The organism is Anabaena azotica FACHB-119 (assembly GCF_014697625.1).
In the GTDB taxonomy this organism is placed as follows: domain Bacteria; phylum Cyanobacteriota; class Cyanobacteriia; order Cyanobacteriales; family Nostocaceae; genus Trichormus; species Trichormus azoticus_A.
Genome location: NZ_JACJSG010000025.1, coordinates 29,513 through 43,789, shown reverse-complemented (window position 1 = coordinate 43,789; position 14,277 = coordinate 29,513). Strand labels below are relative to the sequence as shown.

Genomic DNA, 14,277 nt, shown 5'->3' with positions numbered 1-14,277 from the left:
CAGTTAACAGTCAACAGTTAACAGTTAACTAATATCCTTTCCATCTTTTATTGCCAGTTCAATTAAATCTTCAACTTTCTTGATATTTGAGTCGCCTGCTAAGTAGCCGATACCGCGATGTAAATGTAGGCGAAATTGAGTAGCTAAGGTTTCCTTATCTGGGGTGTTACCGTCATTGTGACAGCGTTGTTTCAGCGCCAGCAGGAGAATATCCGAGATTTCCCCACCAAAAACCCGCCATGTCATCTCCACATTGCTATCCTGGGGAATGGGGACAGGAGATGGTGGAGTAGGTTCAGCTAGGGAACGACAAAAAGCCCAGCGACATAAAATATTCCATTGGTCGATTTTGGTACTGCGGCGAAGTTTTAAAAGTTGTTCTTTGGCTGTTTGTGAGAGTTTAATTCTTTCGATGGGCGATTCCATAATTAAAAGTCAAAAAATACCCCTTATTATACTTTTATTTTGCATATATATTTTTCTCCTTAATACCAATTTTTTCAGAAGATGCACTTAATTATAACTACTAGCGTGGCAAGGCTAAAATAGTGCAATAAGTTTCCTCTCTAACCTCTGTGTCTCTGTGCCTCTGTGGTTAATTAATGCAACATTTTAAGCTTGCCAGTCCACTACTAGTGGCGTGGCAAGGCTAAAATAGTGCAATGAAAATAAATCTTGTGGTGTGGGCATCTTGTCCGCACCGGACGGGCAAGATGCCCATCCTACAAGAAAGGAATAATGCAACATTTTAGCCTTGCCAGTCCACTAGCTTGGCAAGGCTAAAATAGTGCATTAGCCAACAATCTATCTCTTACTCATCTGCGTTTATCTGCGTTCATCTGCGTTCGATTTTTTTCCCAATCTAATGCCACATTTTAGCCTTGCCACGCTACTACTTTGATACAAAGCCAATTATCTTGATAAAACCTCTGCGTCCCTCCGCGTTAAAAAAAGCCCAAATCTCTCACAACATCACCAATAAAAACTTTATTCTGACGATAGACTTTGTAAAACCTCAAGTGCCTCATCACACCAGTCTATCCAAGATTGCTCATATTTCATCCCCGCCATTAAAACTAAACGTCTTAATTTCTCTTCCTTATTTAGTTCTTTTGGATAAGGACATTTCTCTTTTTCAATTTCTCGATAGGTGGATAACTTCTCTAAATGAATTCTGCGGTGACGTGCGATATCTTCTATCAGCAAGTCCACTGATACTATACCCCCAGAAAAAATTTTTACTAATAAATCTTCTCTAATGATGTCGGGTTCACTGGGTTTGTGCATCCACTCGATGAGGTGCTGCTTTCCCTGTTCTGTAATTGAATACACTTTTTTATCTAAGCGACCTTCACGGGGAATAACTTCCGACACAATCAAACCCGCAGCCTCCAGTTTACCTAGTTCTCTGTAAATTTGTTGCTGAGAAGCTTGCCAAAAGTAGCCTACAGATTCGCTGAAGACTTTAGACAGATCATAACCACTATGGGGAGCATCAATTAAACAGGTGAGGATTGCTTGCGATAAACCCATAAGAAACGACTTGACAGATATTTTCTTAAGTGTACACTAGAGTTTGTACACAACAAGTTGAGTAAAATAATTTGATAATAAAATGTTGTATACAGTAAATTTAGCTGCCAACACCCAGGCGGTAACTCATGCAGAACACACATCCAGACCGATTTAGAAATCTCAAGTATCCTCATCAATGGCGCATAGTTGGTATAGTTGCCTTAGTCTTAGCAAGTGCGGCTGGTTCGTTATATGTGCTGGCGCAAAATCCAGGGAAAGAAATTACCCCAAAGGTGATTGATAACCGTCCAGCAATCAAAGCTATTACGGCTTTGGGGAGGATAGAACCGCAAGGGGAAGTTGTACAGGTGTCAGTTTCCCAGACGGCTGGGAGTAACCGTGTAGCAGAACTGTTGGTAAAAAACGGCGATCGCATCAACAAGGGACAAATCATTGCTATTCTAGATAACCGCGATACTCGGCTAGCGGCGTTAAATAGAGCAAAGCAACAAGTTGCAGTAGCACAAGCGCAATTAGCACAGGTAAAAGCCGGAGCAAAACAGGGAGAAATTGCCGCACAACAAGCTATAATTGCGGAACTAGAAGCAGAACTACGCCAAGAAGTTGCAGCCAGAGTGGCGACAGTTAGGCGTTTAGAAGCAGAAGTGAGAAATGCAACAATCGAATATCAGCGCTATCAATCTCTGCAAGCAGATGGTGCAGTTTCCACCTCGATCAGAGATAGTAAAAAGCTGACATTGGAAACCGCCGAAGAGAGTTTACGAGAAGCCTTAGCAAACCGCAGCCAAACATCAGAAACCCTAAAAGAAAGACTCAGACAAGCAAAAGCCACCTTAAATCGAATTGCAGAAGTGCGTCCTACCGATGTGCAAGCTGCACAAGCACAAGTAGATAGTGCCAAAGCCGCAGTTCAAGAAGCCCAAGCTAATTTAAACTTAGCTTATGTGCGATCGCCTAAAGCTGGTCAAATTTTGAAAACTCATACTCTGGCTGGGGAAATCGTGGGTGACAAAGGTATTGTGGAAATTGGACAGACAAATCAAATGTATGTTGTCGCCGAAGTGTATGAAGTTGACATTAACCGCGTCAAAGTCGGACAAAGTGCAGCGATAACCCAACTCAACCTCCCCGGAGAATTAAGCGGAACCGTCGAGCAAATTGACTTACTCATCGCCAAAAAAGACGTACTCAACACCGACCCAGCAGCAGATATTGATGCGCGAGTAGTAGAAGTAAAAATCCGCCTCAACGCTGAATCAAGCCAGCGAGTCACAGGTTTAACTAATTCTAAAGTCAAAGTAGCGATCGCATTGAATTAGAAGGGAAAGGGGAAAGGGGAAAGGGGAAGGGGAAGGGGGAAAGGGGAAGGGGAAAGGGGAAGCCTTGTCCTTTCTACGGACTAATGACTAATGACTAATGACTAATGACTATGAAAAATATAGCATGGTTGCAATTATCGCGGGAAAAGGCACGGATGCTAGTAGCGATCGCCGGGATTGCTTTTGCAGATGTGCTAATGTTTTTACAACTGGGTATTCGTGAAGCTTTGTTTGATGGTGCTGTGCAACTACACAACAGCTTAGAAGGTGAAATTGTGCTGGTGAGTAGTCGCTACAAATCTTTATTTTCACAGCAGCGTTTTTCACAACGCAGACTCTATCAAGCAATGGGGTTTACTGGCGTGCAGTCAGTCAGTCCTATCTATGTTGACCCCATTGGTTGGAAAAACCCTGATAACCAAGAGACTTGGAACATTTACGTTATTGGTTTTAATCCAGAAGAAAAAGTTCTCAACTTAGCTGGTGTAGCAGAGAATTTAACTAAATTAAGAGAACCTGATACTGTCTTATTTGATCAGGGTTCTCGTAAAGAATTTGGTCAGATTGTATCTCGATTTCAAACTAGTGGTTCCTTCACCACAGAAGTTAATAGTCGTCTCATCAAAACAGTTGGTTTATTCAAACTAGGAACTTCTTTTGGCATCAATGGCAACCTGATAACTAGCGATGTAAATTTCTTTCGCCTCTTTAATGAAAGACGGCAACCAGGATTAATTGATATCGGAGTAATTAAGTTAGAGCCAGGAGCAAATATAGATTGGGTGTTAGCTAATTTAAAAGCAAATCTTCCTGATGATGTCACAGTATTAACAAAACAACAATTTGCTGACCAAGAAAAAAGTTATTGGAATAGAAGCACACCTGTAGGTTTTACATTTACATTAGGTGTAGTGATTGGGTTCATGGTGGGTGCAGTAATTGTGTATCAGATTCTCTATAGTGATGTTTCCGATCACCTGCCAGAATATGCAACATTGAAAGCTATGGGTTTCAAAAATCGCTACTTACTTGTAGTTGTATTTCAAGAAGCATTAATTTTAGCCGCCATTGGCTTTATTCCGGGGATTGCCATTTCCCAAGGGTTGTACATGATTACCCGCCAAGCAACACTCCTCCCCATCATGATGACAGTTGAGAGGGCAGTGTTTATCTTTCTGCTGACAACCTTGATGTGTTCAATTTCTGCATCACTAGCCATCAGAAAATTACAATCTGCCGACCCGGCTGATATTTTCTAAAACATCTGTGCTATTAATTAAGAATTAATATGTTACCTGCTATAGCCATCTCTCATCTCAATCACTATTATGGTGAAGGTTCTCTCAAAAAGCAGATTCTTTTTGATATCAATTTAGCAATTCAACCAGGTGAAATTGTGATCATGACAGGCCCTTCTGGTTCAGGAAAAACCACTTTATTAACATTAATTGGGAGTTTGCGTTCTGTACAATCGGGTAGCTTGAAAATATTAGGTAAAGAACTAGTCGGCGCTGGCAAAAATGAAATGGTGGAAGTGCGGCGTAATATTGGTTATATATTTCAAGCCCATAATCTTTTAGGGTTTCTCACAGCCCAGCAGAATGTACAGATGCCTTTTGCAATGACTGGTAATATTCCTGTGAAAACAGCAGCAGCCAAAGCGGCGGAAATGTTAACGACTGTAGGCTTAGGAGAAAGATTAAATTATTATCCCGATGACCTTTCAGGGGGACAAAAACAAAGAGTGGCGATCGCGCGTGCTTTAGTACATCATCCTAAACTAGTATTAGCCGATGAACCGACAGCTGCCTTAGATAGTAAATCTGGGCGAGATGTAGTTAACTTAATGCAACAATTAGCTAAAGAACAAGGTTGTACAATCCTGCTAGTAACTCACGATAACCGCATTTTAGATATAGCCGATCGCATCATTCACATGGAAGATGGGTATTTGGTTAGTCAATAGTCCATAGTCAATAGTCCATAGTCCATAGTCCATAGTCAATAGTCCATAGTCCGTAGTCCATAGTCCATAGTCCGTAGTCCATAGTCCATAGTCCATAGTTTCGTGACCAATGACCAATGACCAATGACTAATGACTTAACATTTTCTTAAACCCCACTTGATAATTCATTGATAGGTTTCTCTTACTTAATTGGACAAACTCAAGCAGTTGCCAACATCTGGAAATCTTAGTAGGGGTGAACATGGAATTTATCAACAGCAACTTCCTCACAACCCAGTGCAGACGACGGGATTTTTTACTGGTTGCAGGATTTTTCACGGGGTTAGCTGTAGCTAGTCAATGGCATCCAGTCAAGGCGCAAACAAGGTTTTCCGGCTACCCGTTCAGTTTGGGTGTGACCTCTGGAGATCCCTTACCGGATAGTGTGGTGTTATGGACAAGACTAGCACCAGACCCTCTCAATGGTGGTGGTATGCCGCCAGTGAATGTCCCTGTGCAGTGGCAAATTGCACGGGACGAAAACATGACGCAGGTTGTGCAACAAGGGACAGCTTTAGCAACACCAGAACTCGCTCACTCGGTACATATTGATGTCCGTGGATTAGAGCCTGACCGTTGGTACTGGTATCAATTTAAAGTAAGTAACGAAGTTAGTCCTGTGGGACGCACACGCACAGCCGCCGCGCCTTTTAGTTCTATCCAAAAATTTAACTTCGCCTTTGCCTCTTGCCAAGATTGGCAGAATGGCTTTTATACAGCCTATAAACACATGGCGGAAGAAGACCTCGACCTAGTTGTACATTTAGGTGATTACATTTATGAGTATGGGCCTCGTTCTGATGCACCACGTCAACATATCGGCCCGGAAATCATTACTCTTGCTGATTACCGCAACCGCTATGCTTTGTATAGGACAGATGCGAATTTACAAGCGGCTCATGCTAACTTCCCTTGGGCAGTAACTTGGGATGACCATGAAGTAGATAACGACTATGCTAACTTCATTCCAGAAGATGACCAAAGTCGGGAGGCATTTGAACGCCGCCGCGCCAATGCTTACCAAGCTTATTATGAGCATATGCCGTTGCGCTTGTCTTCCTTACCCAAACAAGCTAGTATGCTGCTATATCGGCGGTTAACTTTTGGGGACTTGGCTCAGTTTAATATTCTCGATACTCGCCAATACCGTACAGACCAACCCTGTGGTGATGGGTTCAAGCCACGTTGTGATGCAGCTTTAGATGCAAAAGCAACTATGACAGGTGCAAGACAAGAAGCTTGGTTATTCCGGGGATTAGAAAAATCATCGGCACGTTGGAATGTAATTGCACAACAAACCATGCTGGCTCAATTTGATTTTGATCCTCGTCCAGGTATACCAGTATTTAATATGGATCAGTGGGATGGTTATGTAGCGGCTCGTCAAAGGCTGTTAAACTTTTTAGAACAGCGCCAACCCTCTAACCCAGTGGTAATTACTGGAGATATTCATTCAAGTTGGGTGCATGATTTAAAAGTTGACTTCAATAACCCACTTTCTGCAACCGTTGGCACTGAGTTTGTCGGTACTTCCATTACTTCTGACTTTCCCACTGCTTCTATTGCTACTGTACAAGCTGCACTCACAGATAATCCTCATACCAAATTCTTTAATGCTACTTATCGGGGTTATGTCCGTTGTCAATTAACTAGAGAACTTTGGCAAAGTGATTACCGTGCAGTCTCCAGCATCCTTGAGGAGAAGGCTACTATTAATACTTTAGCTTCGTTTGTGGTGGAAAATGGGCAACCAGGTGCGAAAAGAGCGTGATACATAAATAGGACTTACGCAAGTGTCATAATCAAACTAACTGTAGTGGACTGGCAAGGCTAAAATAATGCAATAGCAATCTATCATCTGCGTCCATCTGCGTTCATCTGCGTTCAATTTTTCTCAGATATATTGCCACATTTTAGTCCGGTCACGCTAGTAGGGTGCGTCAGCCCCAATAATTTCGTACAAATTCTGTGGATTTTTCACATCTGACGCACCCTACCCCAAGTGCCAGTTACGAAAGTCTTGATAATTTTAGAAGAGGGATTTAGCGATCGCCAATTCCCTCTGCTATTTTCTGACTATTCCCGACCATGATATTCATAAAGCCGACCTAATCACAACTACCAGAGGTGGAAGTATTAGAATTGCGGCAACTAGCACTGCTACCATAGCCGAAACTAGCACTGCACCGGCGGCACAGTCTTTAGCAACTTTTGCCAACTCGTGGTAACTTTGTTTTACTGTCAAGTCTACAACCGACTCGATCGCCGTATTCAACAACTCCATCACCAAGACTAAACCGCTAGTAATGCCGATAATGGCTATCTCTACAGATGGCAAATGTAAGAAAATACTTAAAGCGATCGCCAAAACACATACACTCACATGAATGCGAAAATTACGCTGAGTTTGAAAACTATAGATAATTCCCGCCCAAGCATATTTAAAGCTAATCAATAAGTTAGTGGCGACTTGCCAAGAAAGTTCCCGTTCTTTCATTAGTAGTGATGGTATGCTGTTTGGCGTTGGTGATTGGGTAACTTGTTGAGGCATAGGCTTAAAAATAAAAATTAAACTAGGTTAATGAATAATCTTTGCCGATTTTAATCTGCTATGTGTTTTTAGGCAATTTTCTCTTAAAGTATTATAAAATGGTTATTAGGAATAAATACTTAAGGATGGGTAAATTCTTAATGATGAATATTGATATTAATACCGATCGCATCTAGTAGTAACACTTGTTGTTTTAGCATTGCCATTAAAGTTTCTTCATCAGGATGATCCCAGCCCAACAGATGTAACAAACCGTGAGCTGTTAACCAAGCTAACTCAGTTGACAAACTATGCTCCTGTTGATTAGCTTGACGTTGTGCCGTATTGATTGAAACCACGATATCACCCAGATACAACGGCTGTGCCATCATTTCCGGATTTTCTGGTAAATCGACCTCTAAAGCGGCAAATGCTAAAACATCTGTAGGTTTGTTTTGCTGACGGTATTGTGCATTAATTGCTTGAATTTCGGCATCATCAGTTAACCGCAAGCAAATTTCATAGCTTGGTGCAGGCGGAAGATAGGACTCAAGCATTTCTAACCAGCGATGAAACCAGTCTTCCCAGGTTGCAGGCGTAAGACTATCCACATATCCCGCAGCTTGGGCTGCTTGGGGGAAAGATTCACAGAAATAGTCTTGTACATCTAGTTCAACTTGCACCAAATACCCAAACTCCTCAGCACTGACAATTTTTGCTTTTGATTAGCGAGTTAAATAAGCAAGTCCCACAAGCACAGCCAAAAGTCCCACTGTAGTCAAGAAAAAATGTTTAAAAGAAGTCCCACCCTTACGCACCATATTTCGCATAGCTAGCTTGACGTAGCTGGGTTGAGATTCTGTTGATGGTGAATTACTCATAAGGATTAAATTTCAAATGCTTTTATATATAAATGTAACAGGTGATGGGAGGGATTGGGGAAAGGGGAAGGGGGAAAGGGGAAGGGGGAAAGGTAAAAGACTATCTCCCCTGCTCCTCTGCTCCTCTGCTCCCTCATCTCCCTCATCCCCCTCATCTTTTAACTAGCTTCCCCTTCTACTATCTGGTTCTCCTGACGTAGATAGGCTTGGATGAACATATCGAGTTCGCCGTTCATGATGTCGGCGATCGCAGTTGTTTCCGCATTGGTACGTAAATCCTTTACCATCTGGTAAGGGTGGAATACATAGTTACGGATTTGGTTCCCCCAGGAAGCTTCGACCATATCGCCGCGAATTTGGGCGATTTCTTGGGCTTTTTGCTCTTGGGCAATGACTAACAACTTGGCTTTAAGACGGGCGAGGGCTTTTTCTTTGTTTTGCAGTTGAGAACGTTCTTCTGTACAGCGCACAGCAATACCTGTCGGAAGGTGAACCACCCGCACGGCTGTTTCTACTTTGTTAACGTTCTGTCCACCTTTACCGCCAGACCTGGTTGTAGTAATTTCCAAGTCCTTTTCGGGGATGTCTAACTGCACTGTGTTATCCAACTGTGGCATGACTTCCACCCCAGCGAAACTGGTTTGGCGTTTGCCATTGGCGTTGAAGGGGGAAATTCTCACTAAGCGATGAGTCCCTGTTTCTGACCGCAAGTAACCGTAGGCGTAGCGACCAGTAATTTCTAAGGTGGCTGACTTGATCCCAGCTTCGTCACCCTCAGACTCTTCGGCTAAAGTTACCTTGTAACCTTGCGCTTCCGCCCAGCGAGTATACATCCTCAGCAGCATAAATGCCCAATCTTGAGCATCTGTGCCACCAGCACCAGCGTTAATTGTTAATACTGCCCCTTCTGCATCGTAGGGGCCGGATAATAACTGTTGTAATTCCCACTGGTCTAGGTCACGATTGAGTTTAGTAATTGTTGATTCCGCTTCTTGCAATAGTGCTTCGTCGGTTTCTAATTCCAATAACTCAACCACTGCCTTAGTATCCTCTAAATTGGTGTGCCACTGATAATACCTATCGAGGTGGGCTTTGAGGTCGTTGAGTTCTTGCAGCGTTTTTTGGGCTTGGTTTTGGTCATCCCAAAATTCCGGCTGTGCTGCTATTTGTTCTAGGTCTTGAATTTTGGCTTTGAGTGCAGGTACGTCAAAGATAGTCCTGGGTTTTACCCAGGCGGCTAGACAACGTTTCGATTTCGCGTTTGAGTTCTAAAACTTCCATAAAGCTCGCTTAAAATACAGCGCTTTGGTTGATATTGTATTTGACTTTATTGATTTTACTTCACAATCGGGGCTGGGTGTGGGGGTTGTGAATATCTACACCCGCGCTTGTCAGGTTAAGTCGGTATTTTTTATATCCACATCATTATCTTATCAATGCTCGATAAGCTGACTAGTAGAGGGTTGAGCGCGAAACCCGATAATCTCAAGTTAGGTTTAGTTTAGTCATTCTATTTATTGATGTCAGTCACAAGATTGTCAGAATCGGAAAATTTGTTATTTGAGGTGGGAAATATTTGTACGCAATATGCCATAATGATATTAAGTACAATGGGATGTTAGCAAAATTTTTACAGCAGGATACATCCCATTATGATGAAAATCGTCTAGATTTTTATTGTATCAGCAAATATTACAAAAATAAAGTCATTTTTGGGAAAAACTTAGAAAATTTTCCTAGCATAATTTGCCTAAATTCAAAATAAGACTAATCGTAGCTTTAAGGATGTAGAATCAACGATAGACGCGGCTAAAATAAAGGATAACCTATTGCTAGATCAAGATGTCCCAAGAGCAAAATATCGATGATGTGCAAGAGCCAATTATTAACGCTCCGCCGGAGGTGCGGCAAATTATTGAGCGGGTATGGCATTTGGAAAAAAGTCGGCTAGATAAAAAAAGTAATAGCCCCATCAATGATGATATTTTGACAATTGTGAAGGAAGCGGTACGATGAAGCTGACTTCAATTAAGTTGTGTAATTTTCGCTCATTTTATGGCAGAACACCAGAGATAGTTATTGCAGGGGGGGATGTTCTCAATACGACGATTATTCATGGGAATAATGGCTCAGGTAAGACTAGTTTACTCAATGCCTTTACCTGGGTATTATATGAGAAGTTTAGTGCGGCTTTTGCTTCAACAGAACAACTGGTGAATAAACGAGCGATCGCTGAAGCTACAATTGGACAAGCTGTAGAATGTTGGGTAGAAATTAACTGGGAACACGAAGGCAAACGCTACAACGTTAAACGCCAGTGTAAGGGCTATAAAAATAAAACCGACTTTGCAGTGGGTAAAACAGAATTACTGATGCAGGTTGCTGGGGATGACGGTAGATGGTATTATCCCAGCCAGCAACCAGAAGAAATTATCGGGCAAATTTTACCTATCAGCTTACATCAATATTTCTTCTTCGATGGGGAACGCATAGAAGAAATAGTGCGTTCTGATAAAAAAGCGGAAATTGCGGAAGCGACTAAAATATTTTTGGGTGTGGAAGTAATTAACCGTTCGATTAGACATTTGGGAGAGGCGAAGAAAAGTTTAGAAAATGAGTTAAAAGCTGTTGGTGACTCGGAAATTAAACAGCTTTTGCGTGAACAAGAAAAATTAGAACAAGAAATTGAACGTATCAACACTCGCCAAGCAGAAATTAAGCAAGAGTTGGAGTATCAACAAACCTTTAAAAAAGAAACGGGTAATCGTTTACAAGAATTGAGTGCGGCGAAAGAACTACAACAGAGAAGACAAGAATTAGAGAATCAAAAAACGGCAAATCAAGAAAGCTTACGCCAAACGAGAGAAACCTTAAAGAAAATTATTTCCGCCAGGGGTTACACAGTATTACTATCAGATACTACCAAGCAATTCCGGCAGATAATGCAGGATTTGAAACAACGCGGTGAATTGACAACGGGAATTTCGCGGGAATTTATTAATGAATTACTCAAGTCTCGACGTTGTATTTGTGGTGCAGAATTACATCAAGGAAATCACTCGCATACGAATGTGAGTCTTTGGTTAAATCAAGCAGGTTCCTCGGCTGTAGAAGAGACAGCAATTCGCATGAGCGCCCAAGTAGAGGAAATTGATAAGCAGGCGATCGCATTTTGGGAAGAAGTCGATAGGGAACAAGTAAGAATTAATCAGTTACGTCAAAATATAGCTCAAGTTGAGCAGGAATTAGAGACTATTCAGGAACGTTTGCGGAAAGATGCGAATGAAGAAATTAGCAGTTTACAAAAACGCTTGGATGAGATTGAAGGTAAAATTGATGAATTAAATCGAGAACAAGGTGCAAATCAACAACAAACTGCACATCTAAAAACTGATATCGATGCTTTAGTTAAACAAATTGCTAAACAAAAACTCAACGAAGAAAGACAGCTATTAGCACAAAGGCGCATTAACGCTACACAAGACGCAATTGAACGATTAACGGAAGTGCGGAACCGTCAAGAAAAGCAATTTCGTCTGCAATTGGAAAAGCGATTACAAGAAATATTTAACTCTATATCTTTTACTCCTTATGTACCGAAAATCAGCGATAAATATGAATTAACTCTAGTAGAAAATACATCAGGAGTTGAAGCATTAGTCGCAGCTTCCACTGGGGAAAATCAAATCCTCAGCCTATCCTTTATTGCTAGCATCATTGATAAAGTCAGAGAATGGAGTGAGAAGCGAAAAATCTTAACTATACCCGACAGTAGCACCTTTCCCATTGTCATGGATTCACCATTTGGTAGCTTGGATGAAACCTATCGCCGCAGAATTGCCCAAACCTTACCTGAATTAGCAAATCAATTGATAATATTAGTGACAAAAACCCAATGGCGGGGTGAAGTGGAAGCAGAAATTGCCGATAGAATTGGTAGGGAATATGTGCTGATATATTACTCTTCTAAACCAGATTGTGAACAAGATTATATTGAGTTAGGTGGAGAAAACTATCCTCTGGTGAAACAGAGTCCTAATGAGTTTGAATACACCGAAGTCATCGCAGTAGAACGTGCTTGGTAAAGTTCCTTAATTTCCACAGACAATATAGCCTCTGAATAAGCTCGTAGTAAGGACTTTAGTCCTTATCTATCTCAGCACTAAAGTGCTTACTACATACTTAATAATAAATTCTATTTATCGTTTTAAAAAAAAAGAAGATTTGATTTTATCGAGATACCAGACTTAATATTAAATTCATGCGCGGCTAAGGTACCTTACTTGCTAAACCAAAACGTCCATCAATCGATGGAAATTGTCCATAAATCCTCCCAACAATGGGGCATTTTTACCTTCAGCAAATACCATGACTTGGCTTATCACTACTATTCTTCTGGGAATCTCTGTTGCTTTTGCCACTACTTTCGATGATAATCTATATCTGACTGCTTTCTTTGGTAAAGTCAACCGCACCTTTCGCCCCCAAAATGTTATTCTTGGTGAATTTATAGGGTTTACCATACTGGTACTTGCTAGTCTTCCAGGCTTCTTTGGTGGCTTAATGCTACCAGCATCTTGGATAGGATTGTTAGGTTTTTTACCTATCGCTATTGGTATTAATCATCTATTAACTAAAGAGAAGCAAGAAGATACGGTACAGGATGTATCAATTGATTTCCATGCTTCTCCTACTTCTGGACGAAGCAAAAAATCTCTATTAGCAACCCTGCGCGATCCTCAAACTTACCGTGTTTCTGCTGTAACTCTCGCCAATGGTGGTAACAATATTGGGATTTATGTCCCCCTATTTGCCAGCAGTAACTTTCACAGTCTAGGGGTAATTATATCTGTCTGCTATTGTACAGTTGGTGTATGGTGTTTGCTATCCTATAAAATGGTACGCAATCCTCTGATGGCTCCTATTTTGGCTCGTCATGCGCGGAAAGTGTTTCCCTTTGTGTTAATCTACTTGGGATGCTCGATTTTAATTAAAAGTGGTTCTTACGAACTTATACCAGCGATCGCTATGTTTTCCCGCTAGATTACAGAAGTTAGTTGCGATCGCCATCGTCCTGATGCTATCAAACTCCGCCGCTTTTGCAGATACCCAAAATCACAGATTATTCTGACGGCACTTTTCGCCCCAACGCTACATTAACACGGGCAGAAGTAGCCGTCATTAGTTTTTCTTGGTTAAAGTGGAGAAAAAAGGGAGTAGCTTATGGTTGCGAGTCCAGACATAAATTATATGTCTCCTCAAGAATATCTGGAATGGGAAGAACGCCAAGATATTAAATATGAGTATGTCAATGGTGAAGCATTTGCTATGACTGGGGGAACTCTTGGTCATACTACTATTGCCTTAAACTTAGCATCAGCATTAAAAAGTCATCTACGTGGCGGTTCCTGTCGTGCTTTTATGGCGGATGCAAAAGTAGCAGTATCTGAGAATGGCCCGTTTTTTTACCCTGATGTTGTGGTCAGTTGTGACGAACGAGATAGACAAGCTAACAAATTTCTTCAATATCCCTGTTTAATTGTTGAGGTTCTTTCTCCTAGTACAGAAGCTTATGACCGTGGTGCTAAATTTAAGCAATATCGCCGGATGCAGACTTTACAAGAATATGTGCTGATCGATGGGGAAAAAATTAGTATAGATTGTTTTCGGTTGAATGAAAAAGGGCTTTGGGAGTTACATTCTTACGAAGAAGGCGATGAGGTTGATTTAGCAACGGTAAATTTTCGGTTTCCCATATCCTTAGTTTATGAAGATGTCCAGTTATTCTTGTAATTGTGAATTACCTCTGTAGGGTGTGGGGGTACGCTGACAGGTGTAGGTTTTTTATTGGTGTTCCAAAAACCTTGGTTTGGGGTGTAAGGGTGTAGGGGTGTAGGGGTGTAGGGGTGGATGAAACAATGATTTTCTCGTTAGTTTTATAGTCCTTACTCACTGCTATATTAAAAACCTACACTTGTGAGGTGGGGGTACGGGGGCGATCGCTC

The 14,277-nt window shown here is 41.5% G+C and carries 17 protein-coding genes; 10 read left to right on the top strand and 7 right to left on the bottom strand.

All coding sequences use genetic code 11. The annotated features are described in order from the left end of the window. Nucleotides 1–24: 24 nt before the first annotated feature. The 3 genes from dndE to H6G83_RS18360 all read right to left on the bottom strand — a co-directional run bounded on the left by dndE (nt 25) and on the right by H6G83_RS18360 (nt 1,533). Nucleotides 25–426, bottom strand: a complete 402-nt coding sequence (gene dndE / locus H6G83_RS18365; RefSeq protein ID WP_190474910.1) for a DNA sulfur modification protein DndE — start codon at nt 424–426, stop codon at nt 25–27. Between the two features lie 186 nt (nt 427–612). Further along, nucleotides 613–747: a hypothetical protein gene (locus tag H6G83_RS35955; protein ID WP_277876365.1), complete on the bottom strand. Its 135-nt coding sequence runs from the start codon at nt 745–747 to the stop codon at nt 613–615. Between the two features lie 240 nt (nt 748–987). Then, on the bottom strand, nt 988–1,533 hold the full coding sequence (locus H6G83_RS18360) for a PadR family transcriptional regulator (RefSeq protein WP_190474908.1): 546 nt from the start codon (nt 1,531–1,533) through the stop codon (nt 988–990). 128 nt (nt 1,534–1,661) lie between these two features. On the opposite strand from H6G83_RS18360, the gene H6G83_RS18355 reads away from it, so the two are divergent. From H6G83_RS18355 to H6G83_RS18340, 4 genes are all read left to right on the top strand, one after another. After that, a complete protein-coding gene (locus H6G83_RS18355) occupies nt 1,662–2,855 on the top strand; it encodes an ABC exporter membrane fusion protein (RefSeq protein WP_190474907.1) in 1,194 nt (397 codons plus the stop codon). A 104-nt stretch (nt 2,856–2,959) separates the two neighbouring features. Beyond that, nucleotides 2,960–4,114 carry an ABC transporter permease DevC gene (gene devC, locus H6G83_RS18350; protein ID WP_190474905.1) on the top strand — a complete coding sequence of 385 codons (1,155 nt, stop codon included), beginning with the start codon at nt 2,960–2,962 and terminating at the stop codon, nt 4,112–4,114. A gap of 29 nt (nt 4,115–4,143) precedes the next feature. Beyond that, the gene (locus H6G83_RS18345) at nt 4,144–4,821 is read left to right on the top strand and encodes a DevA family ABC transporter ATP-binding protein (protein WP_190474903.1); all 678 of its coding nucleotides are present in this window, start codon (nt 4,144–4,146) and stop codon (nt 4,819–4,821) included. Between the two features lie 242 nt (nt 4,822–5,063). Beyond that, nucleotides 5,064–6,632, top strand: a complete 1,569-nt coding sequence (locus tag H6G83_RS18340) for an alkaline phosphatase D family protein (RefSeq protein WP_190474901.1) — start codon at nt 5,064–5,066, stop codon at nt 6,630–6,632. 324 nt (nt 6,633–6,956) lie between these two features. On the opposite strand, the gene H6G83_RS18335 is transcribed toward H6G83_RS18340, so the two are convergent. From H6G83_RS18335 to prfB, 4 genes are all read right to left on the bottom strand, one after another. Continuing rightward, a complete protein-coding gene (locus H6G83_RS18335; protein ID WP_190474899.1) occupies nt 6,957–7,412 on the bottom strand; it encodes a diacylglycerol kinase family protein in 456 nt (151 codons plus the stop codon). A 137-nt stretch (nt 7,413–7,549) separates the two neighbouring features. Continuing rightward, nucleotides 7,550–8,077, bottom strand: coding sequence for an rRNA maturation RNase YbeY (ybeY, locus tag H6G83_RS18330; RefSeq protein WP_199328492.1), 528 nt, complete (start codon nt 8,075–8,077; stop codon nt 7,550–7,552). A gap of 39 nt (nt 8,078–8,116) precedes the next feature. Beyond that, nucleotides 8,117–8,272: a DUF3285 domain-containing protein gene (locus H6G83_RS18325; RefSeq protein ID WP_190474895.1), complete on the bottom strand. Its 156-nt coding sequence runs from the start codon at nt 8,270–8,272 to the stop codon at nt 8,117–8,119. Between the two features lie 158 nt (nt 8,273–8,430). Next, a protein-coding gene (gene prfB / locus H6G83_RS18320) for a peptide chain release factor 2 (RefSeq protein ID WP_190474894.1) occupies nt 8,431–9,553 on the bottom strand; the annotation gives its coding sequence in 2 pieces (ribosomal slippage) (nt 8,431–9,480 and nt 9,482–9,553; 1,122 coding nt in all). 561 nt (nt 9,554–10,114) lie between these two features. Between prfB and H6G83_RS18315 the strand changes: the two genes are divergently transcribed. From H6G83_RS18315 to H6G83_RS18295, 6 genes are all read left to right on the top strand, one after another. Continuing rightward, on the top strand, nt 10,115–10,288 hold the full coding sequence (locus H6G83_RS18315) for a hypothetical protein (RefSeq protein WP_190474891.1): 174 nt from the start codon (nt 10,115–10,117) through the stop codon (nt 10,286–10,288). Next, a complete protein-coding gene (locus H6G83_RS18310; RefSeq protein WP_190474889.1) occupies nt 10,285–12,357 on the top strand; it encodes an AAA family ATPase in 2,073 nt (690 codons plus the stop codon). Before H6G83_RS18315 ends, H6G83_RS18310 begins: the two co-directional genes overlap by 4 nt. A gap of 283 nt (nt 12,358–12,640) precedes the next feature. Then, a complete protein-coding gene (locus H6G83_RS18305; RefSeq protein WP_190474888.1) occupies nt 12,641–13,315 on the top strand; it encodes a cadmium resistance transporter in 675 nt (224 codons plus the stop codon). After that, nucleotides 13,269–13,403, top strand: coding sequence for a hypothetical protein (locus tag H6G83_RS35950; protein WP_277876367.1), 135 nt, complete (start codon nt 13,269–13,271; stop codon nt 13,401–13,403). Before H6G83_RS18305 ends, H6G83_RS35950 begins: the two co-directional genes overlap by 47 nt. After that, the gene (locus H6G83_RS36430; protein ID WP_190474886.1) at nt 13,372–13,569 is read left to right on the top strand and encodes an S-layer homology domain-containing protein; all 198 of its coding nucleotides are present in this window, start codon (nt 13,372–13,374) and stop codon (nt 13,567–13,569) included. The genes H6G83_RS35950 and H6G83_RS36430 overlap by 32 nt, the downstream gene beginning before the upstream one ends. Next, nucleotides 13,496–14,065 (top strand): Uma2 family endonuclease, encoded by a 570-nt coding sequence (locus H6G83_RS18295; RefSeq protein WP_190474884.1) that lies wholly within the window; start codon nt 13,496–13,498, stop codon nt 14,063–14,065. Before H6G83_RS36430 ends, H6G83_RS18295 begins: the two co-directional genes overlap by 74 nt. Nucleotides 14,066–14,277: the final 212 nt, after the last annotated feature.